This is a genomic window from Enterobacter cloacae complex sp. SYL003, assembly GCF_049236925.1.
In the GTDB taxonomy this organism is placed as follows: Bacteria; Pseudomonadota; Gammaproteobacteria; order Enterobacterales; family Enterobacteriaceae; genus Enterobacter; species Enterobacter intestinihominis.
Genome location: NZ_JBMKJK010000005.1, coordinates 12,899 through 37,772, shown reverse-complemented (window position 1 = coordinate 37,772; position 24,874 = coordinate 12,899). Strand labels below are relative to the sequence as shown.

Genomic DNA, 24,874 nt, shown 5'->3' with positions numbered 1-24,874 from the left:
ATTTTATTCCCTCTCCCTTTGGGAGAGGGCCAGGGTGAGGGGTATTTTTTTTATTTTCATTCCTCCCACCTCTCCCGCTTTTTTTCTTCCTCTCTGCTGCGATAATTACCCTAATGGCTTTGCAGAGGAAAACGCTATGGATTACGAATTTTTGCGCGACATCACCGGCGTGGTGAAAGTGCGAATGTCGATGGGGCACGAAGCCGTTGGACACTGGTTTAACGAAGAGGTGAAAGAGAACCTCGCGCTGCTGGATGAAGTCGAACAGGCAGCGGAAACGGTGAAAGGCAGTGAACGCTCCTGGCAACGCGCCGGGCACGAATACACCCTGTGGATGGATGGCGAAGAGGTGATGGTGCGTGCCAACCAGCTTGAGTTCTCGGGTGATGAGATGGAAGAGGGGATGAGCTACTACGACGAAGAGAGCCTGTCGCTGTGCGGTGTGGAAGATTTCCTGAAAGTGGTGAACGCCTACCGCGACTTTATGAAACAGAAGTAACTCCCCGAAGCGTCCCTGCTTCGGGCCACGATTACACGGTCGGAATGTTACGGCCGTAGTAAATTTCGCGCATCTCTTTCCAGAGCAGGTCAGTAATGACCTTACGCTCTTCTTCGCTTAAATCTTCCGGCTTCGTGTGGAACATGTAGTGCTTAAGGTCGAATTCCTTAAGTAACATTTTGGTGTGGAAGATATTCTCCTGATAGACGTTCACATCCATCATGTCGTATAGCGACTTCATGTCGTCGGACATGAAGTTCTGAATGGAGTTGATCTCATGATCGATGAAGTGCTTCATGCCGTTGATATCACGGGTAAAACCGCGTACGCGATAATCAATAGTGACGATATCGGATTCCAGCTGGTGGATTAAATAATTCAACGCATTCAGCGGTGAAATCACGCCGCAGGTCGACACCTCGATATCCGCGCGGAAGGTACACAGTCCGCCTTCCGGGTGGCTTTCCGGGTAGGTGTGTACGCAGATATGGCTTTTATCCAGGTGGGCGACAACCACTTCTGGCAGCGGGCCGGGGTGCTCGGTTTTGTCGATAAGCTGCGGGTCAACCGGCTCTTCACTGACCAGAATGGTGACGCTTGCTCCCTGCGGCTCGTAATCCTGGCGCGCGATATTCAGGATGTTGGCGCCGATAATCGAGCAGGTCTCTGTCAGGATCTCGGTCAGACGGTTGGCGTTGTAGAGTTCATCGATATAGGCGATATAACCATCGCGCTCTTCTGCTGTTTTGGCGTAGCAGATATCGTAAATACAAAAACTCAGGCTTTTGGTCAGATTGTTAAAGCCATGCAGTTTAAGCTTTTTCAATTAGTTCACCTCCTTTGAGGACAGCGCGTCTTGCAGATATTGAGGCAACGCAAAGGCTGCGGTGTGGATCGCCGGGTTGTAGTATCGGCATTTGAGTCCGGCCTGGTGGAAGCGGGCCTGGATAATTTCGGTGGAGAGATGGCGCAGGACGTCGTTATCCGTCGCCCAGGCAAAGGTCATGATCCCGCCGTAGTAAGTGGGGATCGCCGCCTGGTAGAAGCTGACGTCAGCAAAATAGGTGCTCAGCTTACGGTGGCTATCAAGCGCTTCATCCTGTTGCAGGAAGCAAACGCCGTTTTGCGCCACAAAAATCCCGCCAGGCTTCAGGCAGCGCTTGCAGCCTTCGTAAAACGACGAGGTAAACAGCGACGCGCCGGGGCCGATAGGGTCGGTACAGTCAGAGATAATGACATCAAACGTTTGCGTGGTCTGGTTAACAAAATTGACGCCATCGTCGATAACCAGATTAAACCGCGGATCGTCATAGCTGCCAGCATTATGGTTGGGCAGATACTGGCGGCAGAACGACACCACACCGGCGTCGATTTCCACCATGGTGATGGTTTCGACATTCTGATGACGCGAGACTTCACGCAGCATCGCGCCGTCGCCGCCGCCGATAATCAGCACGTCCTTCGCGTGGCCGTGGGCCAGCAGCGGGACGTGGGTCATCATTTCGTGATAGATAAACTCGTCGCGCTCGGTGGTTTGCACCACGCCGTCCAGCGCCATTACGCGGCCAAAGGCGGCGTTTTCGAAGATTATCAGATCCTGATGATCGGTTTTCTCATGATAGAGCACGTTATCCACGGCAAAATACTGACCAAACTGGTCATGCAGCGTTTCTTGCCATACCGTTTTTTCGGTCATGGGGAGCACCTCCTTCGTTAACATCCATTACATCCGGCAGATGGGCGCAACACAACACCGCCGTGAAGCGGTTAGCGGGTCAACAAGGGGCGTCGGGAAGGTTACTTCACGTAGGCGAGCAGGCTGAGTGAATCGCGAGCCAGCGCTTTGCATTTTTTAGCAGTGGGAATGCCAATACCGCTTAAATCACGGTAGCTGTCTTCACCGAGCGCCTTCATGTCGAAGCTGTCGTAGTTGCTGAGGTCCCATTGGTTCTGCTGGGCAAAAAAGACCAGTGCGCGACGAATTTGCCCATTGGGTAAATTCTGGTAACCACAATCGTTTTTCAGAAAAACAAAAACTGCCGTCAGATCGGCCATATCTTCCGCTTCGTTTTCACTTAGCGCGTAACTGTTCGCACACATCGCCATCAGGCTGGCGAACAAAATTGTTCTGAAAAACGTCTTCATTGCCTTTACCACTGCATCACGGAAAATTAACGTTAGCATACTTGATGCCAGGCCGACGATCTTTATTATTGCCGCCGTGCTTGACCTTCCGGTAAGGGGAGGGTTTATGCTCAAAAGATCGCCTGCTGGAAATAAGGAAATGCACATGCAACGTCGTGATTTTTTAAAATTTTCTGCCGCGCTGGGGGTTGCCAGCGCGTTACCGCTCTGGAGCCGCGCCGTTTTTGCCGCCGACAGACCTGCTTTACCCATACCTGAATTACTCGCCGCAGATGCCCGCAGCCGCATTCAGCTTGTGGTGCAGGCCGGTAAAACCACGTTCGGTCAGCACGCCGCCACGACGTGGGGTTATAACGGCAATTTGCTCGGCCCTGCGTTGCAGTTACGCAAAGGGAAGGCGGTGACGGTAGACATTCATAACACGCTAGCGCAAGAGACCACGCTGCACTGGCATGGGCTGGAAGTCCCGGGCGAAGTGGATGGGGGGCCTCAGGGCGTCATCAGGCCTGGTGGTAAACGCAGCGTCACCTTTACTCCTGACCAGCGTGCGGCGACCTGCTGGTTCCACCCGCATCAGCATGGCAAAACGGGCCATCAGGTGGCGATGGGGCTGGCCGGTCTGGTGCTGATTGAAGACGATGAAAGCCGCCTGCTGCGCCTGCCAAAACAGTGGGGTATCGACGATGTCCCGGTGATTGTGCAGGACAAAAAATTCAGCGCTGACGGGCAAATTGACTATCAGCTGGACGTCATGAGCGCGGCGGTAGGCTGGTTTGGCGATACACTCCTGACCAACGGCGCAATCTACCCGCAGCATGCCGCGCCAAAAGGCTGGCTGCGTTTACGCCTGCTAAATGGCTGTAACGCCCGCTCGCTGAACTTCGCCACCAGCGATAAACGCCCGCTGTATGTGGTGGCAAGCGACGGCGGCCTGCTGCCGGAACCGGTGAAGGTGAGCGAGCTGCCGATGCTGATGGGCGAGCGCTTCGAGGTGCTGGTGGATATCAGCGATGGCAAAGCGTTTGACCTGGTGACTCTGCCGGTCAGCCAGATGGGGATGGCCGTTGCGCCGTTTGATAAACCCCATCCGGTCCTGCGCATTCAGCCGCTACAGATCGCCGCTTCCGGTACGCTGCCGGACGCCCTCACCACGCTACCTGCACTCCCGTCGCTGGACGGGCTTACGCAGCGTAAACTTCAGCTCTCCATGGACCCGATGCTCGACATGATGGGCATGCAGGCGCTGATGAAGAAGTACGGCAATCAGGCCATGGCGGGAATGCACCACGGCCAGATGATGGGCCATATGAATATGGACCACGGTAAAATGGGCGGCATGGATCACGGCGGCCATGGTTTCGATTTCCACAACGCCAACCGCATCAACGGCAAAGCGTTCGATATGAACACGCCCATGTTCGCCGCCACGAAAGGGCAGTTTGAACGCTGGGTGATTTCAGGCGAAGGCGACATGATGCTGCACCCGTTCCATATCCACGGCACGCAGTTCCGTATTCTCTCTGAGAACGGTAAAGCGCCGGACGCGCATCGCCGGGGCTGGAAAGATACGGTGAGGGTGGAAGGCGGTGTCAGCGAGGTGCTGGTGAAGTTCGACCACGAAGCGCCGAAAGAGTTTGCCTATATGGCCCACTGCCATCTGCTGGAGCATGAAGATACGGGGATGATGCTGGGCTTTACCGTATAAAAAAAGCCGGGTGGCGGCTTCGCCTTACCCGGCCTACATAGGACACCCGAAAGCCCGGTATGCGTTAGCGCCACCGGGCTTTTTCATTACTTAGCGTCGTCAGGCAGTGCATACGCGACAATATAGTCGCCCATCTTCGTGCCAAACGAACCGTGACCACCTGCGGAGATGACAACGTACTGCTTGCCATTCACTTCATAGGTCATCGGCGTAGCCTGTCCACCGGCTGGCAGACGGCCTTGCCACAGTTTTTCACCGTTGGTCATGTTGTACGCGCGCAGGTAGTTATCTGCGGTTGCCGCGATGAACAGCACGTTACCGGCGGTGGAGATTGGGCCACCCAGCATTGGCATACCCATATTGAACGGCACTGGAACAGGCATCGGGAACGGCATGCTGTCCTGTGGCGTACCAATACGTTTCTTCCAGACGATCTTGTTGGTCTTCAGATCCAGACCGGAGATGTAACCCCAGGCAGGCTGTTTACACGGCAGACCGAACGGAGAAAGGAACGGATTCAGGGTCACACCATAAGGAACGCCATACTGCGGCTGGATACCGGCTTCGGTACCGCTGCCTTTCGCATCTTTAGGCTGCTCCATTGGGTTACCCGGACCGCGTGGGATCAGACGGGAAACGAACGGCAGCGCCATTGGGTTAGCGATGGCGACCTGACGGTTAGGGTCAACGGAGATCCCACCCCACTCGAACATCCCCAGGTTACCCGGGAAGACCAGCGTGCCCTGCTCTGACGGCGGCGTGAAGATGCCTTCATAGCGCAGCTGGTGGAACATCACGCGGCATACCAGCTGGTCAAACATCGTGGCACCCCACATGTCTGCACCGCTGAGGTCTTTCTCCGGACGGAAACTCAGATCAGAGAACGGCTGCGTTTTGGTGACGTAGTCGCCTTTGGCCGCACCCTGCGGAACCGGTTTTTCCGGCGCAGGAACAACCAGCTTACCGTTGCTGCGATCCAGCACGAAGATGTTGCCGGTTTTGGCCGGGGCGTAAATCACCGGAACGGTTTTACCGTTAACGGTAATGTCCGCCAGCGTCGGCTGGGACGGCATATCCATATCCCACAGATCGTGGTGAACGGTCTGGTAGCTCCATGCCAGTTTACCGGTCGTTGCGTTCAGCGCCACGATGGAGCTGGCGTAACGTTCCTGCTCCGGCGTACGGTTACCGCCCCAGATATCCGGCGTGGTCACGCCCATCGGCAGGTAAACCAGGTCCAGCTTCGCGTCATACGCTGCCGGTGCCCAGGAGTTCGGTGAGTTAAAGGTAAAGGTGTGTTCATCCGATGGGATCGCGTTGGGATCTTTCGCGCCCGGGTCGAAGGCCCACAGCAGTTTTCCGGTGTTCACGTCGAAACCACGGATAACGCCGGAGGTTTCGCGGGTAGAGAAGTTATCCGTTACCGAACCGGCAATCACGATGGTTTTATCGGTAATGATTGGCGGGGAGGTCGGCTCATACAGACCCGGCGTAGTGTCCGGCATGTTGGTCTGAAGATTCAGAATGCCTTTGTTAGCGAAGGTTTCGCACAGCTTACCGGTCTCAGCGTTGATGGCAAACAGGCGGCCATCGTTCACCGGCAGCATAATGCGGCGAGGACAGTCGGCAATGACTTCCGGGCTGGCATTATCAGCGCGCGCTTCGTGGTAAGAGACGCCGCGGCAGGTGATGTGCTGGAACGACGGGTTGGAGTTCAGCTGTGGATCAAAGTGCCATTTCTCTTTACCGGTGGCCGCGTCGAGCGCGAACAGACGCTGGTGCGCCGTACACAGGTAGAGCATGTTGCCCACTTTAATCGGGGTCACTTCGTTGGTCAGCTCACCCGGATCGTTCGGCATTTTCAGGTCGCCGGTACGGAATACCCAGGCTTCCTTCAGGTTTTTCACGTTGTCCGCGTTGATCTGCTTCAGCGGGGAGTAACGTTGACCTTCCTGATTACGACCATAGGCTGGCCAGTCGCCGTCAGCCACCTGCGAAATAGCCGCAGCCGGTGTGGATTCAGTGTTCAGCGTACCGTGGATCTCCTGCGGGTCGTTGAATCCGGCCCAGGTCAGGATGCCGCCACTAATCAGCAGGGCAACGACCAGACCGGCTACAGCACCACTGGAAGGGACGTTCAGACGACGCCAGACAAACGGCAGGATCAGCCAGATACCGAAGAAGACCAGAATGTCGCTGCGCGGCGTCAACGCCCAGAAGTCGAACCCGACTTCCCAGACGCCCCAGATCATGGTTGCGAGCAGTAACGCTGCGTACAGCCACAGAGCAGATTGTTTTCTGCGTAAAAGCAGGACGGTTACGCCAACCATAACCAGACCCGCAATCGGGTAGTACCAGGAGCCGCCAATCGCGACCAGCCATACGCCACCGATTAACAAATACAGCGCGCAGAATGCGGCAAACGCGGCTGTTAATGTCACCAGTAGACGCGGCTGTTTAGTTTTTGTTTCAGCCATAGAAAAGTACTCGTCAGTTTTGTTAATTATTTGCTAGCAATTAATTATAGGTATTAACAACTGTGATCGGAATCACAAATATTGCTTTTTATAACTCATACGCCAGGGCAATCCATTTACTGGTATAATGGCTGGCTTGCGTATCGATGCCGGAGCGAGAGTCATCCGCATTGAGAGATTTTCACTAAAATCATTTGGTTAGTAATATGAAACATACTGTTGAAGTGATGATCCCGGAAGCCGAGATCAAAGCGCGTATCGCCGAACTGGGTCGTCAAATCACCGAACATTACAAGGACAGCGGCAGCGAAATGGTGCTGGTCGGTCTGTTGCGTGGTTCTTTCATGTTCATGGCAGACCTGTGCCGTGAAGTGCAGGTGCCGCACGAGGTCGATTTTATGACCGCCTCCAGTTACGGCAGCGGCATGTCCACAACCCGTGATGTGAAAATCCTGAAAGATCTGGATGAAGATATTCGTGGCAAAGATGTGTTGATTGTTGAGGACATCATCGACTCCGGCAACACGCTCTCTAAAGTGCGTGAGATCCTGAGCCTGCGTGAACCAAAATCACTGGCGATTTGTACCCTGCTGGATAAGCCTGAGCGCCGTGAAGTGCAGGTGCCGGTGGAGTTCGTTGGTTTCTCCATCCCGGACGAATTCGTGGTGGGTTACGGCATTGATTACGCGCAGCGTTATCGCCATCTGCCGTATGTTGGGAAAGTAGTGATTCTGGACGAATAATTGCGGGCTGATGCCCTCACCCCAGCCCTCTCCCACAGGGAGAGGGTGAAAACCCCCGGCTTTGTTATTTATGGTTCACATGCTTAAGCTTGAGGTTGGCAATTCCCGAGCGGTAACGCTGTTCCAGCGTTTCGCGGTTGGTGGCGGTCACTTCCAGATTGCGCAGCAGACCGTCGTGTATACCGTACGCCCAGCCGTGGATGGAGACCTTCTGCCCGCGTTTCCAGGCAGACTGCATAATCGTCGAGTGGCCCAGGTTATAGACCTGCTCCATTACGTTCAGCTCACACAGGGTGTCGAGACGGCGCTCCTGCGGCATTTCGCCCAGCAGTGAGCTATGTTTGAACCAGATATCACGAATGTGCAGCAGCCAGTTATCGATTAACCCCAGCTCTGTGTTTTCGACCGCCGCCTGCACGCCGCCGCAGCCGTAGTGGCCACAAATAATGATGTGCTCAACCTCAAGAACGTCAACGGCGTACTGCACAACCGAAAGGCAGTTGAGATCGGTATGAATAACCAGGTTAGCCACATTGCGGTGAACAAACAGTTCGCCAGGTTCAAGACCCGTCAGACGTTCGGCGGGGACACGGCTGTCAGAACATCCAATCCAGAGAAAGCGCGGGTTCTGCGCTTGCGCGAGTTTTCCAAAAAATCCGGGGTCTTCCTCCACCAGCATTTTTGACCATAGTGCATTGTTGCTGATGAGTGTATCTATGTCGTTCATGGAGGTTAGCGACCTGTAACCAAGTGATTGCGTTGCGCTACTATAGGGTAACCCGACTTTTAATGAAACCACACAACGTGTGTCAGAACTTAAGGTAAGTTGAATTCATGGCGATTGCACTGGAGCTTGAACAGCTCAAAAAAACCTACCCGGGGGGCGTTCAGGCGCTGCGCGGGATAGATCTTAAAGTCGAAGCGGGAGATTTCTACGCGCTTCTGGGGCCGAACGGGGCGGGGAAATCCACCACCATCGGGATCATCAGCTCGCTGGTCAACAAAACCTCCGGCCGCGTCAGCGTGTTTGGCTACGATCTGCAAAAAGATGTGGTCAACGCCAAGCGTCAGCTGGGGCTGGTGCCGCAGGAGTTCAACTTCAACCCGTTTGAGACGGTACAGCAGATTGTTGTTAACCAGGCGGGTTATTATGGCGTTGAGCGCAAAGAGGCGCTTGAGCGCAGCGAAAAGTATCTGAAACAGCTCGACCTGTGGGAGAAGCGTAACGAACGCGCGCGGATGTTGTCCGGGGGGATGAAGCGCCGCCTGATGATTGCCCGCGCGCTGATGCACGAGCCAAAGCTGCTTATCCTTGATGAGCCTACTGCTGGCGTGGATATTGAACTGCGTCGCTCCATGTGGGGTTTCCTGAAAGATCTGAACGATAAAGGCACCACCATCATTCTGACCACGCACTACCTGGAAGAGGCGGAAATGCTGTGCCGCAATATCGGCATCATTCAGCACGGTGAGCTGGTGGAAAACACCTCGATGAAGAATCTGCTCTCCAAGCTCAAATCAGAGACCTTTATCCTCGATCTGGCGGCGAAAAGCGCGCTGCCGAAACTGGAGGGCTACAACTATCGCCTGGTCGATACCTCGACGCTGGAGGTAGAAGTGCTGCGCGAGCAGGGTATCAACAGCGTGTTCTCACAGTTGAGTGCGCAGGGCATTCAGGTATTAAGCATGCGTAACAAAGCAAACCGACTGGAAGAGCTGTTTGTCTCTCTGGTGCACGACAAACAAGGAGACAAGGCATGACGCATCTTTACTGGGTCGCGCTGAAAAGCATCTGGGCAAAAGAGATTAACCGCTTTATGCGTATCTGGGTGCAAACCCTGGTGCCGCCGGTGATCACCATGACGCTCTACTTCATCATTTTCGGTAACCTGATTGGCTCCCGCATTGGTGAGATGCACGGTTTTACCTATATGCAGTTTATCGTGCCGGGCCTGATCATGATGGCGGTGATCACCAACGCTTACGCGAACGTGGCGTCGTCGTTCTTTAGCGCCAAGTTCCAGCGCAACATTGAAGAGCTGCTGGTGGCCCCGGTGCCAACGCATGTGATCATCGCCGGTTACGTGGGCGGCGGCGTAGCGCGCGGGCTGTGCGTGGGGATTCTGGTGACGGCGATTTCGTTGTTCTTCGTCCCGTTCCAGGTGCATTCGTGGCTGTTCGTGGCGCTCACATTATTGCTGACGGCGATCCTGTTCTCCCTCGCTGGGCTGTTGAACGCGGTGTTTGCTAAAACGTTTGATGACATCAGCCTGATCCCGACCTTCGTGCTGACGCCGCTGACCTATCTGGGCGGGGTGTTTTACTCCCTGACGCTGTTGCCGCCGTTCTGGCAGGCGCTGTCGCACCTGAACCCGATTGTCTACATGATCAGCGGCTTCCGCTTTGGCTTCCTCGGCATTGCCGATGTCCCGCTGTTCACCACCGTTGTGGTGCTGGTGGTGTTTATCGTGGCATTCTATCTGCTGTGCTGGTATCTGATCCAGCGCGGACGCGGGCTGCGTAGCTAACCTTCTGCCCGGCGACGTTCTGTTTGCCGGGCACTTTCTTTGACAGTTATCACCGTAAACTAACCTTCACCTGGATAAACTACTCGCCTGCTAAGGAGAGACGTTATGCTGGGATGGGTGATCACCTGCCACGATGAAGAGGCACAGGAAATGCTGCTTAAGCTGGAGGCCCGATTTGGCCCCCTGGCGCAATGTCGTGCGGTAAATTACTGGCGAGGGCTGAGCACCAATATGCTCAGCCGGATGATGTGTGACGCGCTGCATGAAACCGACACCGGCGATGGCGTGATTTTTCTCACTGACAGATCCGGCGCGGCGCCATACCGTGCGGCTGCCCTAATGAGCCATAAGCACGATAACTGTGAAGTAATCTTCGGTATCAGCCTGCCTTTACTCGAAGCGATGTATCCGCTGCGCGCAACGTTGAGCAGCGCTGAGTTTCGTCACGCCATTGTGGCGCAGGGCTCGCCGGGCGTGAGCAGCTTGTGGCACCAGCAGCAGAAGAACCCGCCTTTTGTTCTGCTTCACGATCTGTATAAGCATTAAACATTGGTATTGATGCCGCTTTTGTTACAATGGCGGCTGATTTTCTGTGTCGATTTATATTCCATGCTCAAGCGCGTTATCTTTATCCTTCTGCTCGTGGTTTCCGGTGGTGCGTCTGCCAGCCTGACCAGCCAGCAAGGCCTTCCTGCTCAGTATATGCAAACCACCGAAGATGCGGCCATCTGGGCGCAGGTGGGAAATGCCGTTGTGAATGTGGGGAATGTCCGCGCCGGGCAGATCCTCGCTGTCTTTCCGGCCGCGGCGGATTACTATGAATTTCGTTTCGGATTCGGTACGGGGTTTATTGATAAAGACCACCTTGAAAAAGTTCAGGGCAAACAACGCGTTGAGGATAGCCTGGGTGACTTGAACAAGCCGCTCAGTAATCAAAACCTCATTACCTGGAAAGACACGCCGGTGTATAACGCCCCCAGCAGCGGAAGCGCGCCCTTTGGCACCTTAAGCGCTAATCTTCGCTATCCGATTCTGAATAAGCTGAAAGACCGCCTGAACCAGACCTGGTTCCAGATCCGTATCGGTAATCGACTGGCATGGGTAAGCAGCCTGGATGCGCAGGAAGATAACGGGCTACCGGTTCTGACCTACCATCATATTTTGCGTGATGAAGAGAACACCCGTTTTCGACATACCTCCACGACGACCAGCGTACGTGCGTTTAATAATCAGATGGCCTGGTTACGCGATCAGGGCTATACCACGCTGACGATGTACCAGCTTGAAGGGTACGTACGTAACAAGATGAACCTGCCCGCGAAAGCGGTGGTGATCACTTTTGATGATGGCCTTAAATCGGTGAGCCGCTATGCGTATCCGGTGCTAAAAGAGTATGGCTTCAACGCGACGGCGTTTATTATTTCATCCCGAATCAAAGGCCATCCGCAGAAGTGGGATCCAAAATCGCTGCAGTTTATGAGCGTTCAGGAAATTAAGGGCATCCAGGATGTGTTCGACATTCAGTCTCACACTCATTTCCTGCATCGCGTGGATGGCTATAAACACCCCATCCTGTTGAGCCGTAGCTATCACGTGATCCTGTTTGATTTTGAACGCTCACGTCGTGCACTGGCGCAGTTCAACCCGCGCGTGTTGTATGTGTCTTATCCGTTTGGCGGCTATGACAATAAAGCGATAAAGGCAGCGAATGACGCTGGTTTTCATCTGGCAGTGACGACGATGAAAGGGAAGGTGAAGCCGGGGGATAATCCGTTCCTGTTGAAGCGTTTGTATATCTTAAGAACGGATTCACTGGAGACGATGTCGCGGCTGATCAGTAATCAGCCGCAGGGATAGCGGTTAGTCGTATGAAAGGGTGAATACGCCGGTGGCTTTAAACGACCCCGGTTTCACTGTGTTTCCGTTTGCTACCAGTTGAGCAACATAATTAATTTGCTTGGATTCAGGGGTTTGGTAATCCGTTATGACATAGGATGAGTCAGGATTATTCGGCAGAAGTTGAGAGGTTCCGTTATACATGATTTTCACGCCTGCGCCCTCAGCTCCGGACGAAAGCGTATTACCAAGAAGATCATTATTTTTTCCGGTTAGCTTTGAGGTGGTGAGTTTGGTTGTGATATTTGCCACACCGGTACAATTGCTTAAGCTAATGGAAAAAGGGATATCCTTAACCCGATTGTTTTTAATGTCTGAAACATAATATTCTCCCAGGTTAACATTATTAGTACCATCCGATAGCATGGCCATGTCGCAGGTTGGAAGAACGATCGGGATCTGGAATGAGTCCTCGTTGACCACAAATGTCCATGGTCGGTTGTTAGTATCATCTGGATTACCAATAGCCATTTTACCCAGAGTGCCGGGTTTGGGTCTGATTGCGGTTTCTTTGTTCGGGTTGCCTCTGTAACCTTCATCAATATAAATTTGAACTGAGGTGTTTATCCATTTTCTATCCCAGGGGTCAGACTTACCTGAGGATGCAACGGTAGTCCAGCCAGTAGTATTCATAGCGAAGTAACCACCCATGCCTCCATCGCTTTCTGCGGTGTGCACCCTTACGGAATAATAAATCCCCGGAATATTTGTTTCAAACATAGCCCTGCCATAACTGCTCCCCATCAGCAAGGTCGGGTTTGTTTGTGACACGAGGTTAAAACCATCGTCCCCCATACCACATTCGGCCTGAATGCCTGGTGTCAGGTTAACGTTAAAAAGAGTACTGGCATAATTACCCGGAGGGGGAAGACGTACGGTGCCACCTGAGTAGTCAGAATTGATCAGCGTGGTTGTGCCGCCTTTTCCATTATTCATGCGGCACTCATCTGCCCAGCAGGAGTGGCTGAGGGTTAATAACGCGCTCGCCATGGCAAACGCCATTGTGCCTTTCACGTTGAAACCCTGTCTTATAAAGTTGAACATTCTCATCCTTTTTCCTGTTCTGATTATTATTCGTAAGTGACGTCAACCAATACTTTACTGGTAACGACACCACCAGCCACTACGCCAATATTTTGATATCGGGCATAGAACTGATAATCCGTTAAAAATGCAGTATCCTGACCGCTTACGTCAAAAGTGATTTTTGACGTGCCGTCGTTGTTTAAAACATTCTTTTTATATTTTTCTGAGAAAACGACGACGCCGACATTTTTTGCCGCGCCTGCGGCGGTATCATCACTTTTGAAAACCTGATTTTGTCCTGGCCAGAAACCCGACTGCGGCGAAAAGCTAAAACTCAGCTTTTTAGCCGTACCGCTGTCTCCATAGCAATCATCTACATGGATCTTAAAAGGCGTACCGCCTGCATCATCGGTTGCAGTAAAACGATCGCTACCATCCGGGTTATAAAACCAACTGCGCATCGCATTGGGGAGATAAATTTCGCCGTCATTTTCCACGGTCATCTTACAGGTGCTATTAACAATGTTAGCGGTAATATTTACGTCTAATCCTGAGCTTGCCTGGCTTACGCCAGGCAAGATGCCACCAGCCAAGCCCATAAGCAACACAAGACCGGGCTGGTATAAAGTGAACGGTGATTGTTGCATACTGGTTCCTGGTCTTATGGATAAGCGATAGTAAACGTGACTGGCGCAGTAACCGCCCCCGCGCCTACATCAGCAATGGTTTGGCCTTGCACGATAACGATACGGGAATTCATCGGGAATTCACCGGTACCATCAGTAATGGTGACATCCTTAGCAGCCGGAGGCGTGTTACAGCTCATAAGCTCGCCAGTATCGACAACACCCGACCAGATCTCAAAGCCCGTTGCTAAGCCGCCAGAGTAAGAATCACCCGTCTTGTTGACGCCACTGCATTCACCACCAGCGCCTTTCGCAGCGGACACCGTTGCCTTGGTTACTCCAGAACAGTTGGTGAAACTAATCTTGAGCGGCTCGACTCGGGTTTTGTTCACCAGATCGGATTTGTATACGTCGCCGAACGCAATTTCAGTGGAGGCTGTGCCTGCATCGTTAAGTACTTTTGCGGTACATGTGCCTGATACAATTTTTGATTTAATCGTTAATTCGACACTAGGGGTGCCTGTAATAGCTGCGCTTGCCATTCCCGAGAACAGAAGAGCAGAAACGGACAGGGCGATAAAAGTAGAATTGAATTTCATAATGTTGCTCCGTTTTCCTGCACTAATCACTCGTAGATAAATTCAAAGGTCGCCACGGCCTGAAAATCACCTATGGTCATCCTGTTTTCCTGTGTTTCACGTAAGGTGGCCACCAGAGCAACTTCCTTATTCTGGATTTCTGTTGGACTCCAGACCAGGCGCTCGTTATCGTCCTCAGAGTTAATGATAAACGGGGCATCCGGTGCGCTGGCTCTGGCAATCTCAACAGCAGAGAAGTCTGCACCTCCGTCGATTTTTTGTATTTGGTTAACAAGGCCTGAGTATAAATATCCAGATCTTGTTCCCGATACTTTGGTTTTCAATGAGGTCAGTGATGCCGGGCATTCAACGAGCACGATTTTGAAATTGGCATTTGCCGTTCCGGCTTTGACATCATCTAAACGTACCTGACCGTTATTACCGATAGTCAGCGTTTGCTGCGTATCTGAACCCGTACCGCCGACCAGTTTCATATCGCAGGTGGTTTCGCGGATATTGGCAGTGAAGTTAACATTGAGATCGGCTGCCGCAGCAGAACCTGACATCGCTAACATTGCTAATGCGATTAATGAATAACCGCAATGATTTTTCTTCATATTATTTCCCATGGGTGTGATTCCCTGTTTTAATATCATTACATTTGGCACTGTTGATTACTCAGAATCGTGGTTAAGCCTGCTTTCTTCGCATTTTCAGGAATCTGATAATGCACCGTGCAAGAGCTGGATCCATCGCTTCCCCATACCACCCGGAGAGCGCCTTTGTCTTCCACACCGCGTACATAAGCTTGTCCTGCCTGGCCTACCGTTCCGATAGATTCGTTTTTCTCATTCAGAACGTCTGCACCTAGCGGAATAAAGCCGTTATCAGATCGTTGTAATTCCAGAACAAGCGAACGACCTTCATCCGTTTCAAAATTCACTAATACAACGGAGCCATTGCGAGGTACGGCAACTGCGCTGGTATTTTTGATTTCAACGTCTGCTTCGAGAGTACTGATATCGAGCGATACTCGGTTTTCTCTATAGGCTGACATATACGGCATAATCCCGTACCCGGAACTGTTAATGCGGCTTTGGCCGTAACCCAGCCGAGCACCCGTAGCGCCACTTGCTTTTACCAGCGCAAGTGAATCCGTTTCGCCGATACTGCCGGATGTAAATACAACGCCACCCGAGTGGACAACCATTCCGCCGTTATAACTCGCGGAATACTGTTTACTATTGTCATCGCCAAAGGACGCTGAGACACCGAGCGGCCCGTAAGGACTGTTCCATGAGCTATAGCCACTGACCTGGTTCAGGTTGCCGTAGTTGCCCCCGCTTGATGAGGCGCTAACGGAATAGCTCACTTCACTGTTTTTGGAGTTGCCGCTTGCCGTAGAGTTAAAACTGGTACCGCCTTTTAAATCAGTGCGCAGGCTCATGTTGACGTTATTGAATCCGCCTGACTGCGCGCTATCTTTATTGAATATGCTGAATGGAATACTGACGTTTAAATAAACGCTGTCATCCTTTTCCCCTGTTTCGTTGTACGTGCGTTGCACAGAAACGCTATAGCTACCGTAAGCAAAACTATTGTTGTAACCCACGCTGTAGTCGGAAGTGGAGCTGGAGTCATTCCAGTAATCCTGCCAGGTACCGCTAATATAGAGTGAGCCGTATTCATCACCGTTAACATTCAATGGCTGGTTCAGGCTGACCTGTATCTGGTTTTTGGTACGCTGATAATCAGCATAAAGCTCGGCATTGCTGTCATAAGATCGATTGCCATATTCCTCGTGATGAATACTGTCCTGCAATGAGGCGGCATCGTTAAGGCTGAGATAATCTTCTGTAGAGAAGCGATAAGCTGCCACGTTAAGAGATGTGTTAGTAGCTTCAAGCATTTTGCTGTAGGTCAGCCGATAACTTTGCCCTTTAAGCGTGTCCAGCCCGTCGATATCGGCATAGGACCCGGTAACATCTAATGCGAATGCACCAATACGGGTATTCATAGCCAGACCAAGCAGGCCGGCGTAGAAATCCATATCCGTATATTGCGCACCCACGTAACCGGTAAAGGTATTATTCAGACCATACGCGTAAGTTGCGTAGCCAGCGTTTGGCTTATCGTGCAATGAATCATCATTCAGCTCACCTAAACCCACATCCCAGCGGCTGGAGCCTGGGCGGAGCATTTGTGTAACTGAGGAGAACGGAACGGTAAACGTCCGTTTACTTCCATCGGCTTCCTCTACAGTGACAATCAAATCATTGCCATAGCCTGTTGTACTGAGGTCATTGATCTCGAAAGCACCGGGTGGAACGGTGGTTTCATAAATTTTATTGCCGCTTTGCGTTACGCTAACTTTGGCGTTACTGTTTGCCACACCACGAATTACTGGCGCGTAGCCAGAGGTGCCTTCCGGGAGCATGCGGTCATCGTTATACATACGCGCACCACGCAGGCTCACCGAGTCAAAGACATCACCGCGTGTGTAGGAATCACCCATTACCATCTGTGCGTTAAGTGGTGTGATGTCTCGCTGGAGGTAGATATCCTGGCTGGAATAATGTGTGCCATTATCGCTGTCCCAGTTCAGACTGCCGCGAGAACGTAAACGCCACGGCCCCACGTTCAGGCCATAATGCAAGCCCGCATAAGCGGTATCTGAATTGGTGCCGTTTGACTCGCTGTGCCAGGTATTAAGATCGTATGAGAGTAATCCGGCCGGAACACCATTATCCCATAATGAAGGATCGACATACCCTGCTGGAAGCTTAAGCACGTAGATTTGCGGGAAATTAAGATCCATTTCCTGCTTGCTACTATCAAAATTTTCAGAAGCACCGGGATAATATTTTTTGATATCTACGCAAGACGTTTCGTCGTTTTTGACATCATCGCCTAATATGCTGGTATCAACGCCTGCCTGTGTCAGCGTGAGTTTAGTCAGACATGCTGAGGCACGTGGCGTTTTGTTATCAATGAATGTCATCTCGACCGTGGATTTTGAATTGCCATTCAAATTCACTTTTACACGGTAAGTACCTGGCAGAACTGGGTTGCCATAAGCATAACGATCGACATTGATACCTCCACCATTATCGATAAGGAACTGGTCATTAAATTCAATGGCCGATTCTGTTTCGGATGAGGTGTCTACAGCTTTTTTTTCAGTCTCGCTGGCATGCAGAGGAAATGCTGCACAGATTGCGAGACATAAAATTGATCGTTGAAATAGCATGCTTCATCCAGACAAGTCGTCGTATGAATGCTATGAATCATTCATACGTGTTATATTTATAATGTGGCGGTGGTGCGGTTATTAATTTACTTTGCTTTCAAAAGTATCAGAGCCGCCATTGTCATTAATGGTTTCGTAAGCAACAGTGCCGGTGGCAGTACTACCTAAACCTTTTACCTGCATAATTTGAGTACTAAACGGTAAAATGGATTTATGCTCAACCTGGTACTCTTTATTTGCTGATTTCAGCTTTACATTTGAAATAGAAACGTTGTAAGGGGAATCATTGTGTGCGATCAGGTTTAGCGTATTATCTTGTTTTTGTTGTGACCACGTTACTTTGGCGGCTGCATCTCCTGGCGTACCTTTCAGGCCGTCAGGTCGGAAAAAGAGTTTAATACGTGTGCGGAATGCCAGCTGGAGCTGGTTAGGATTTTCACCGTCTTTCACTTTTGACTTCGGTGGAATCTCGAGCACATTGAACCAGAATAGGGATTCGCGATCTTGCGGCAATGAACCACCCAGGTATGAGATCCGAACGGATTGACCTTTTTGCGGATCAATTCGGGATACTGGTGGAGTAATAATAAACGGTAATTTTAATTCCTGTGGGTTGGTGTCATCGCGACCGTCATCCAGCCATGATTGAACTAATAGTGGTTTTTTGCCACGGTTGTCTAAAGAAACGATGACATCTTTTTGCGACTGCTGATAAACAATACGTGTTCCCGAAATAACGATATCTGCGCTTGCCTGGAATGACGCGACAGCAGCAGCTGTAAAGCAGGCAGCTTTAAATCCTTTATAAAATGATGTGCTTAACATTTTTCCACTTCCTGTTGGAATGATATCAATAGTCCCCTGACGTACGTCAGGGGATAATATGAGCATTTTATTTATGCGCTTAAAATTACTCGTAGATCATGGTGAATGCAGCTTGTGCCTGAACCACACCAGCTGACACTGGGTTGTTGGCCGCATCCCAGTTCTGACCCTGGGTATACGCTACACGGTAGTAAAGTGCGCCTGCGCCTGTGGTATCAATCGTTGCTTTCTGGGTATTGTTGGTCTGATCCAGTTTGATCTGATCGGTAGCGGAGTTGCCATCGTTTGACAGTACCAGATTGACGTTTTTAGCGGCGCCTTGAGTATTTGATGGTGGAACCAGCAGACCGCCGGAAGTTGAAGAAGAACCCGCCCAGGAATCAAACTGAGCAGATGCCTGGTTGACGGTAGCAGAATCACAACCTGTCAGGGTGAGGGAGAATTTCTTTTCTCCCAGGGTGCTGGTGGTACCCAGCGCATTAGCGAAGTCTTTTACAAACACGGTATCCAGGTTAACGTCAAAATCATTACCATCCTGGTCAATCTTCTGATCCAGGGATACTTTACAGGTGTTATTAGAAACCATACCGTGGAAAGTAATAGTGCCTGTATCTGAAGGAATATCAGCTGCCATTGCAGAACCCGCACTCAGAACCATTGCTACTACAGTTGCCAGACCTAATTTATTAAAAGACATTTTTTATATCCATATTTAAATGCTAGAAAAGTGAACATAAGCAAGGCTTATGTTCGTTCCGAACAGATGCTTCGGGAAAAGGATTCTAAGTGATGAGTAATGGTTGTGAGAAGCCGTTAGGCGTTAGAAATACTTAAACGATCTTTAAGTCAATATGATTATTTAATAGTGAATGATAATAATTGTTCATCATTTTGATGAGCAGGTGTTCAGCAGGGTGACTTGAATATATTAATAAAAATATATAAAAAGAATGCTATTCATTTTAATTATGTATAAATTACCCAACCTATTTGTCGGGTAATTTATAACAGTACTATTGGCTTAGGCAACCTGAACCGGAATTGCCTTCGCAATACGTTTCATTTCATTATCGCCTTCAAAGTATGCCACTTTTGGCTGCCAGCGACGTGCCTCTTCGTCAGACATCATCACAAAGCTGGCAATAATGACGATATCACCCACGTCCGCGCAGTGCGCCGCTGCCCCATTAACGGAGATGATTTTAGACCCGCGTTCAGCGGCAATCGCGTACGTTGAAAAGCGTTTGCCGTTATTAACGTTCCAGATATCAATAGCTTCGTTTTCGAGAATACCCGCCGCGTCGAGAAAATCCTGGTCGATCGCGCAGGAGCCTTCATAGTGCAGGTCGGCCTGGGTGACTTTCACACGGTGAAGCTTACCTTGTAGCATTTTGCGAATCATTACGTTTACCTTTCACTTCCGGGTAGTAAAACTACGCCAGTTCAACCACTTTGTTGTCGATAAGGCGGGCCTGGCCGAGCCAAGCCGCCACCAGAATTACCGCACGTTTGCTGGTATCTGAGAGTTCCAGAAGCGTATCGGCATCCCGAATTTGAACGTCGTCAGCACGAAGACCTTTCTCGTTCAGCGCCTGTTCAGCCAGAGCGATGATTTCTTCTGCGGTTAATTCTTTTGCCAGCAGTTGCTCTGCCATGGTATTCATGACTTTGCTTAAGCCTGGCGCAATTTTACGCTGTTCCGCAGTCAGATAGCCGTTACGGGAGCTAAGCGCCAGGCCATCTTTCGCACGTACAATCGGCACGCCGACAATCTCTATGTCGTAGCCCATATCGGCAACCATTTTGCGGATCAGCGCCAGCTGCTGGAAATCTTTCTCGCCAAAGCAGGCGATGTCCGGCTGCACCAGGTTAAACAGCTTGCTGACGATGGTGGAAACGCCGCGGAAATGGCCCGGACGGCTGGCACCCTCCAGCATGGTCGAAATACCCGGTACGTCGACGTAGGTCGCTTCAGTGGTACCCTGAGGATAAACATCTGCGGGGGCCGGTGCGAAGACGATATCCGCATGACGTTTTTTGAGCTTCTCGCAATCTTCCTGCAAGGTACGTGGATAGCGCGCCAGATCGTCTTCGCGATCGAACTGCATCGGGTTAACGAAGATACTGACTACCACGATATCTGCACGGGCTCTCGCTTCATCGACCAGCTTCATATGGCCGTCGTGCAGATTGCCCATGGTCGGGACGAGGGCGATACGTTTACCTTCCTGACGTGCACGGCGGATATGCTGGCGCAGCAGCGGCAGAGTTTCTATGATTAGCACACCTGGACTCCTTAATGGAAACTGTGTTCTTCGCCCGGATAAACGCCGGACTCAACCTCGGCAATATACTGCCGCACAGCAGCACGCATGTCGCCTGCTTCTGTCAGGAAATTTTTAGCAAATTTTGGAATGTGACCGCCGGTGATCCCGAAGGCGTCGTGCATGACCAGAATCTGGCCATCGGTGACGTTGCCCGCGCCGATGCCGATCACCGGAATCGACAGCGCCTCAGTGATACGCTTAGCCAGCTCAACCGGCACACACTCCAGCACCAGCAGCTGTGCACCAGCGGCTTCCAGCGCCAGGGCATCATCAAACAGCGTCTGCGCCGCATCGCCACGCCCCTGAACTTTATAACCGCCAAAGATATTCACGGATTGCGGCGTCAGCCCTAAGTGCCCGCAAACTGGCACGGCCCGTTCGGTGAGCATTTTCACCGTATCGACCAGCCAGTCGCCGCCTTCGATTTTGACCATATTGGCGCCGGCGCGCATCACAGTTGCCGCATTTTCAAAGGCCTGTTCCGGGGTGGCATACGCCATAAACGGCAGATCGGAAAGTAGCAGGCAGGCGGGCGCACCCCGGCGCACGGCGCGGGTATGGTAAGCAATATCCTCGACCGTGACCGGCAGAGTAGAATCATGTCCTTGTACCGTCATCCCTAACGAGTCTCCGACCAGCATGACGTTGATCCCTTCTTCGGCAAACAGTTTTGCGAAGCTGTAGTCATACGCGGTGATAGTGGCGAAGCGTTTCTTTTCCTGTTTGCATTTCTGCAATAAGGAGATGGTAGTTGGTTTCATACTGTTTCCTGATGGCCCAAAAGCGGATCTTTGCGCATTCTAACAGTAACATTCGAGGGAACAATGATTTTAGGCAATCGATTAACCATATTTGACACATGGCTAATCGGGGGTGACACGGGATTACCAGCGGACCGGTTTTTCCGCGTTGAGGCTTTGCAGAACGGCGTTCAGCGAGGTGCCGTCAGGGAAGGTGAGATCGGGGGCGACTTCAAACAGCGGCCAGAGCATAAACCCACGGTTTTTCATGTCATAGTGCGGAACGGTGAGGCGCTCGGTGTTAATCACCTTGTGGCCGAAAAGCATAATATCGAGGTCGAGCGTGCGCGGTCCCCAGCGTTCGGCTTTACGTACGCGACCCTGCTGTAGCTCAATACGCTGGGTATTATCCAGCAGCGTTTCTGCGTCAAGGCCTGTTTCCAGCACCACGGCGGCGTTCAGATAATCAGGCTGATCCTGCGGGCCGAGCGGGGGCGTACGGTAAAAGGAGGAGACCGCCACGATACGGCTTTGTGGGATCTCCCCCAGCGCCTGAACGGCAGCGTTAACCTGCTCAAGCGGAGAGGCCAGATTGCTGCCGATGGCAATATACGCAAGGGTCATGCTGTGCCTTCACGACGCGGCGCGCGCTTGCGCGGGCGACGGTGACGACGGCGCGGTGCCGGCTCGTCATCGAGATCCGTGAGCATATCTTTTTGCTCCGGTGGTGCAGAGACCTGAAATTCTCCCCACCACTGCGCCAGGCGCTGTAGCTCCTGGTTTCTTTCGACTTCAGCACGCAGAGAGAGCAAATCGAACGCGGCGCGGAACTTAGGATGCTCCATCAGTTTCCAGGCACGTTTACCCTGACGGCGGGACATACGCAGCTGAAGCTGCCAGATATCACGCACCAGCGTGGTAATACGTTTCGGGATCGCCAGCGTGCGACAGCCTTCGTCCAGCACGTCGTTTGCCGCCAGCGCGAACGCATCATAATAGGCGAGGCCGCTCTCCTGGGTAATGCGCTGCGCCGTTTCCAGCAGCGGATACCAGAACATGGCCGCGAACAGGAACGCCGGATTCACGCGCATATCGTTATGAATACGGGTATCCGTGTTCTTCAGCACCTGTGCAATCATCCGCTCCATTGCGCTGTCACCGTTTTCGGTGAAGTAGCGGGTAATGGTCGGGAACAGAGGCTGGAACAGGTTGTATTCACGCAGCAAATTGTAGGTTTCAAACCCGTAGCCTGCCTGGAGCAGCTTTAACGACTCCTCAAACAGACGGGCAGGGGGGACGTCGTTAATCAGCGTCGCCAGGCGCGGGATCGGCTCTGCGGTTTCCGGGCTGATACGCATGTTTAACTTGGCGGCGAAACGCACGGCGCGCAGCATTCGGACCGGATCTTCGCGATAGCGCGTTTCCGGCGTGCCGATCAGGCGAATCAGGCCGTCTTTCAGATCCTGCATACCGCCGACGTAATCGCGCACGGTAAAATCCGCCACGCTGTAGTAAAGGCTGTTGATGGTGAAATCGCGACGCTGAGCATCTTCTTCAATAGAGCCAAAGATGTTGTCGCGCAGCAGCATGCCGTTTTGGCCGCGCTGGGAAGTTGTGCGATCGTTGATGCCCGCTTCGTGGTGACCGCGGAAGGTCGCCACTTCAATAATTTCCGGCCCAAACATCACGTGCGCCAGACGGAAACGGCGGCCAACCAGACGGCAGTTGCGGAATAATTTACGCACCTGTTCAGGCGTGGCGCTGGTCGTCACGTCGAAATCTTTTGGTTTTTTGCCCAGCAGTAAATCGCGCACCCCGCCGCCGACGAGATAGGCCTCGTAGCCTGCTTTATTCAGACGATAGAGCACCTTGAGGGCATTTTCACTGATATCTTTGCGGGAAATATTGTGCTGCTCACGCGGAATGACCGACATGTGTGGCTGTGCAATAGCATCATTCGCCATGCTCTCTTCGCGGCTCAGCACTTTACGGCAAAAATTAGCGACTCGGGTAAAAATAGTACACCTCGTAGTGTGTTTTGTTATCAAAAAAGCGGCTAATCATAGCTCAGCGCAACGCATTTGAGAATGCTGGATTTTTGGCACGGCCATAAGCGTCCAGTCAGCAATGGCCGTTTTCAGCAATTCATCCAGACTCAGATCCTGCCATTCCTGCGTTACATTCTGGTTGAGAAATCGCAGCGCGTCGATCAATGCCGGGCGCGGATCGCCGTCAGGCAGCGCCGGGGCATGATTCTGTTTTGACAGCTTACTCCCCTGTTCATTGACCGCCAGCGGCAGATGGATGTAATCCGGCACCGTCCAGCCAAACTGCTGGTAAAGCGATATTTGCCGCACGGTAGGCTCAACCAAATCCGCCCCACGCACGATTTCCGTGACGCCCTGGAAATGGTCATCGACAACCACCGCCAGGTTATAGGCAAACAAGCCATCGCGACGGTGAATAATAAAATCTTCACGCGCCAGACGATCATCCGCCTGAATGGTTCCTGAGAGGACATCGGTAAACTGCGTCACCGGAGCGCGCTGTATCAGCCGTACGGCGGCATTCTCAGGGCCGTTGTGCCGCGTACGGCAGTGGCCGTCGTAAACGCCACCCACGCTCTGAATTCGCGCACGCGTGCAGGTGCAGTTATAGGAAAGGCCCTGTTCAGCAAGCCACGCCAGACGTTCACGGTAGGCATCATGGCGTTGAGACTGCCAGAGTACGTCGCCGTCCCAGTGAAGACCGTAATGTTCCAGCTGACGCAGAATAGTTTCTGCCGCACCGGGAACTTCACGCGGAGGATCAATATCTTCAATGCGAACCAGCCATTTACCCTGACGGGCGCGAGCCTGTAGGTAGCTGCCGAGCGCGGCAATTAATGAGCCGAAGTGTAATTCACCGGAGGGAGATGGCGCAAAGCGCCCGATATAGCGAGATTCAGACATATCAACGGTAACAAGGCGGGAGAAACTCCCGCCTTAGCAGAGTAGTGAGAGGGAAGGCGTTAGCCAGCCATCTGTTTTTCGCGGATTTCTGCCAGCGTTTTACAGTCGATGCACAGATCGGCTGTTGGACGCGCTTCCAGACGACGAATACCGATTTCAACACCGCAGGATTCGCAGTAGCCAAAATCTTCGTCCTCGACCTTTTTCAGCGTTTTCTCGATCTTTTTGATCAGTTTGCGCTCGCGGTCACGGTTACGCAGTTCGAGGCTGAACTCTTCTTCCTGAGCGGCACGGTCGACCGGATCCGGGAAGTTAGCAGCTTCATCCTGCATATGTGTAACGGTGCGATCGACTTCATCCCTGAGTTGATTACGCCATGCTTCAAGAATACGCTTGAAGTGCGACAGCTGGGCTTCGTTCATATACTCTTCGCCCGGCTTCTCTTGATACGGCTCCACCCCAGCGATGGCGAGAATACTCAGGGACGATGTTTTACGGTTTTGCCCTTCTTGCATGTTGCTTCTCCTTAACACGCACTATCGATCCCCGTGTTGGGGG

26 protein-coding genes are annotated in these 24,874 nt (G+C 52.1%); 7 read left to right on the top strand and 19 right to left on the bottom strand.

Annotated features, from left to right (window positions below):
• Positions 1-136 precede the first annotated feature (136 nt).
• A complete protein-coding gene (yacL, locus tag ACOT1A_RS07990; RefSeq protein ID WP_022647069.1) occupies positions 137-499 on the top strand; it encodes a protein YacL in 363 nt (120 codons plus the stop codon).
• 31 nt (positions 500-530) lie between these two features.
• Here yacL and speD read toward each other — a convergent pair whose 3' ends face one another.
• The 3 genes from speD to ACOT1A_RS07975 all read right to left on the bottom strand — a co-directional run bounded on the left by speD (position 531) and on the right by ACOT1A_RS07975 (position 2,644).
• Positions 531-1,325: an adenosylmethionine decarboxylase gene (gene speD / locus ACOT1A_RS07985; RefSeq protein ID WP_022647070.1), complete on the bottom strand. Its 795-nt coding sequence runs from the start codon at positions 1,323-1,325 to the stop codon at positions 531-533.
• Positions 1,326-2,195 carry a polyamine aminopropyltransferase gene (gene speE / locus ACOT1A_RS07980; RefSeq protein WP_022647071.1) on the bottom strand — a complete coding sequence of 290 codons (870 nt, stop codon included), beginning with the start codon at positions 2,193-2,195 and terminating at the stop codon, positions 1,326-1,328.
• Positions 2,196-2,296: 101 nt separating this feature from the next.
• On the bottom strand, positions 2,297-2,644 hold the full coding sequence (locus ACOT1A_RS07975; protein WP_003856306.1) for a YacC family pilotin-like protein: 348 nt from the start codon (positions 2,642-2,644) through the stop codon (positions 2,297-2,299).
• 145 nt (positions 2,645-2,789) lie between these two features.
• Here ACOT1A_RS07975 and cueO point away from each other — a divergent pair, with 145 nt between their 5' ends.
• Positions 2,790-4,349 carry a multicopper oxidase CueO gene (gene cueO, locus ACOT1A_RS07970; protein WP_032625523.1) on the top strand — a complete coding sequence of 520 codons (1,560 nt, stop codon included), beginning with the start codon at positions 2,790-2,792 and terminating at the stop codon, positions 4,347-4,349.
• Between the two features lie 86 nt (positions 4,350-4,435).
• Here the strand turns inward: cueO and ACOT1A_RS07965 are convergent, their stop codons facing one another.
• Positions 4,436-6,826 carry a glucose/quinate/shikimate family membrane-bound PQQ-dependent dehydrogenase gene (locus tag ACOT1A_RS07965; RefSeq protein ID WP_063163127.1) on the bottom strand — a complete coding sequence of 797 codons (2,391 nt, stop codon included), beginning with the start codon at positions 6,824-6,826 and terminating at the stop codon, positions 4,436-4,438.
• Between the two features lie 206 nt (positions 6,827-7,032).
• Between ACOT1A_RS07965 and hpt the strand changes: the two genes are divergently transcribed.
• The gene (hpt, locus tag ACOT1A_RS07960; protein WP_003856303.1) at positions 7,033-7,569 is read left to right on the top strand and encodes a hypoxanthine phosphoribosyltransferase; all 537 of its coding nucleotides are present in this window, start codon (positions 7,033-7,035) and stop codon (positions 7,567-7,569) included.
• A 64-nt stretch (positions 7,570-7,633) separates the two neighbouring features.
• On the opposite strand, the gene can is transcribed toward hpt, so the two are convergent.
• Positions 7,634-8,296, bottom strand: a complete 663-nt coding sequence (can, locus tag ACOT1A_RS07955) for a carbonate dehydratase (protein WP_003856301.1) — start codon at positions 8,294-8,296, stop codon at positions 7,634-7,636.
• Between the two features lie 107 nt (positions 8,297-8,403).
• Between can and ACOT1A_RS07950 the strand changes: the two genes are divergently transcribed.
• From ACOT1A_RS07950 to ACOT1A_RS07935, 4 genes are all read left to right on the top strand, one after another.
• Entirely contained in the window at positions 8,404-9,330 is a 927-nt protein-coding gene (locus ACOT1A_RS07950) for an ABC transporter ATP-binding protein (protein WP_003856300.1), read from the top strand.
• On the top strand, positions 9,327-10,097 hold the full coding sequence (locus ACOT1A_RS07945) for an ABC transporter permease (RefSeq protein ID WP_022647074.1): 771 nt from the start codon (positions 9,327-9,329) through the stop codon (positions 10,095-10,097). Before ACOT1A_RS07950 ends, ACOT1A_RS07945 begins: the two co-directional genes overlap by 4 nt.
• Positions 10,098-10,202: 105 nt before the next feature.
• Positions 10,203-10,643 carry a PTS sugar transporter subunit IIA gene (locus tag ACOT1A_RS07940; protein WP_276170082.1) on the top strand — a complete coding sequence of 147 codons (441 nt, stop codon included), beginning with the start codon at positions 10,203-10,205 and terminating at the stop codon, positions 10,641-10,643.
• Positions 10,644-10,706: 63 nt separating this feature from the next.
• On the top strand, positions 10,707-11,954 hold the full coding sequence (locus tag ACOT1A_RS07935) for a polysaccharide deacetylase family protein (protein WP_032670914.1): 1,248 nt from the start codon (positions 10,707-10,709) through the stop codon (positions 11,952-11,954).
• A gap of 3 nt (positions 11,955-11,957) precedes the next feature.
• Here the strand turns inward: ACOT1A_RS07935 and ACOT1A_RS07930 are convergent, their stop codons facing one another.
• The 14 genes from ACOT1A_RS07930 to dksA form a co-directional block, all read right to left on the bottom strand.
• Entirely contained in the window at positions 11,958-13,043 is a 1,086-nt protein-coding gene (locus ACOT1A_RS07930; protein WP_050483641.1) for a fimbrial protein, read from the bottom strand.
• 20 nt (positions 13,044-13,063) lie between these two features.
• Positions 13,064-13,666 carry a fimbrial-like protein gene (locus ACOT1A_RS07925; protein WP_069596244.1) on the bottom strand — a complete coding sequence of 201 codons (603 nt, stop codon included), beginning with the start codon at positions 13,664-13,666 and terminating at the stop codon, positions 13,064-13,066.
• A 14-nt stretch (positions 13,667-13,680) separates the two neighbouring features.
• A complete protein-coding gene (locus tag ACOT1A_RS07920; protein ID WP_276170083.1) occupies positions 13,681-14,244 on the bottom strand; it encodes a fimbrial protein in 564 nt (187 codons plus the stop codon).
• A gap of 26 nt (positions 14,245-14,270) precedes the next feature.
• Complete coding sequence (locus ACOT1A_RS07915) at positions 14,271-14,840, bottom strand: fimbrial protein (RefSeq protein WP_032671560.1); 570 nt, start codon at positions 14,838-14,840, stop codon at positions 14,271-14,273.
• 38 nt (positions 14,841-14,878) lie between these two features.
• On the bottom strand, positions 14,879-17,473 hold the full coding sequence (locus ACOT1A_RS07910) for an outer membrane usher protein (protein WP_276170084.1): 2,595 nt from the start codon (positions 17,471-17,473) through the stop codon (positions 14,879-14,881).
• A gap of 81 nt (positions 17,474-17,554) precedes the next feature.
• A complete protein-coding gene (locus ACOT1A_RS07905; protein WP_063853352.1) occupies positions 17,555-18,298 on the bottom strand; it encodes a fimbrial chaperone in 744 nt (247 codons plus the stop codon).
• Positions 18,299-18,383: 85 nt separating this feature from the next.
• Positions 18,384-18,995 (bottom strand): fimbrial protein, encoded by a 612-nt coding sequence (locus ACOT1A_RS07900; RefSeq protein WP_023299349.1) that lies wholly within the window; start codon positions 18,993-18,995, stop codon positions 18,384-18,386.
• Between the two features lie 324 nt (positions 18,996-19,319).
• Positions 19,320-19,700: an aspartate 1-decarboxylase gene (panD, locus tag ACOT1A_RS07895; RefSeq protein ID WP_022647084.1), complete on the bottom strand. Its 381-nt coding sequence runs from the start codon at positions 19,698-19,700 to the stop codon at positions 19,320-19,322.
• A 31-nt stretch (positions 19,701-19,731) separates the two neighbouring features.
• On the bottom strand, positions 19,732-20,583 hold the full coding sequence (panC, locus tag ACOT1A_RS07890) for a pantoate--beta-alanine ligase (RefSeq protein ID WP_022647085.1): 852 nt from the start codon (positions 20,581-20,583) through the stop codon (positions 19,732-19,734).
• 11 nt (positions 20,584-20,594) lie between these two features.
• Complete coding sequence (gene panB, locus ACOT1A_RS07885; RefSeq protein ID WP_022647086.1) at positions 20,595-21,386, bottom strand: 3-methyl-2-oxobutanoate hydroxymethyltransferase; 792 nt, start codon at positions 21,384-21,386, stop codon at positions 20,595-20,597.
• A gap of 123 nt (positions 21,387-21,509) precedes the next feature.
• Positions 21,510-21,989, bottom strand: a complete 480-nt coding sequence (gene folK / locus ACOT1A_RS07880) for a 2-amino-4-hydroxy-6-hydroxymethyldihydropteridine diphosphokinase (protein ID WP_105323019.1) — start codon at positions 21,987-21,989, stop codon at positions 21,510-21,512.
• Positions 21,986-23,383, bottom strand: coding sequence for a polynucleotide adenylyltransferase PcnB (pcnB, locus tag ACOT1A_RS07875; RefSeq protein ID WP_071892880.1), 1,398 nt, complete (start codon positions 23,381-23,383; stop codon positions 21,986-21,988). Before pcnB ends, folK begins: the two co-directional genes overlap by 4 nt.
• A gap of 42 nt (positions 23,384-23,425) precedes the next feature.
• Positions 23,426-24,316, bottom strand: a complete 891-nt coding sequence (gene gluQRS, locus ACOT1A_RS07870) for a tRNA glutamyl-Q(34) synthetase GluQRS (RefSeq protein ID WP_105323020.1) — start codon at positions 24,314-24,316, stop codon at positions 23,426-23,428.
• Positions 24,317-24,375: 59 nt separating this feature from the next.
• Complete coding sequence (gene dksA / locus ACOT1A_RS07865; RefSeq protein ID WP_001155232.1) at positions 24,376-24,831, bottom strand: RNA polymerase-binding protein DksA; 456 nt, start codon at positions 24,829-24,831, stop codon at positions 24,376-24,378.
• Between the last annotated feature and the right edge of the window lie 43 nt (positions 24,832-24,874).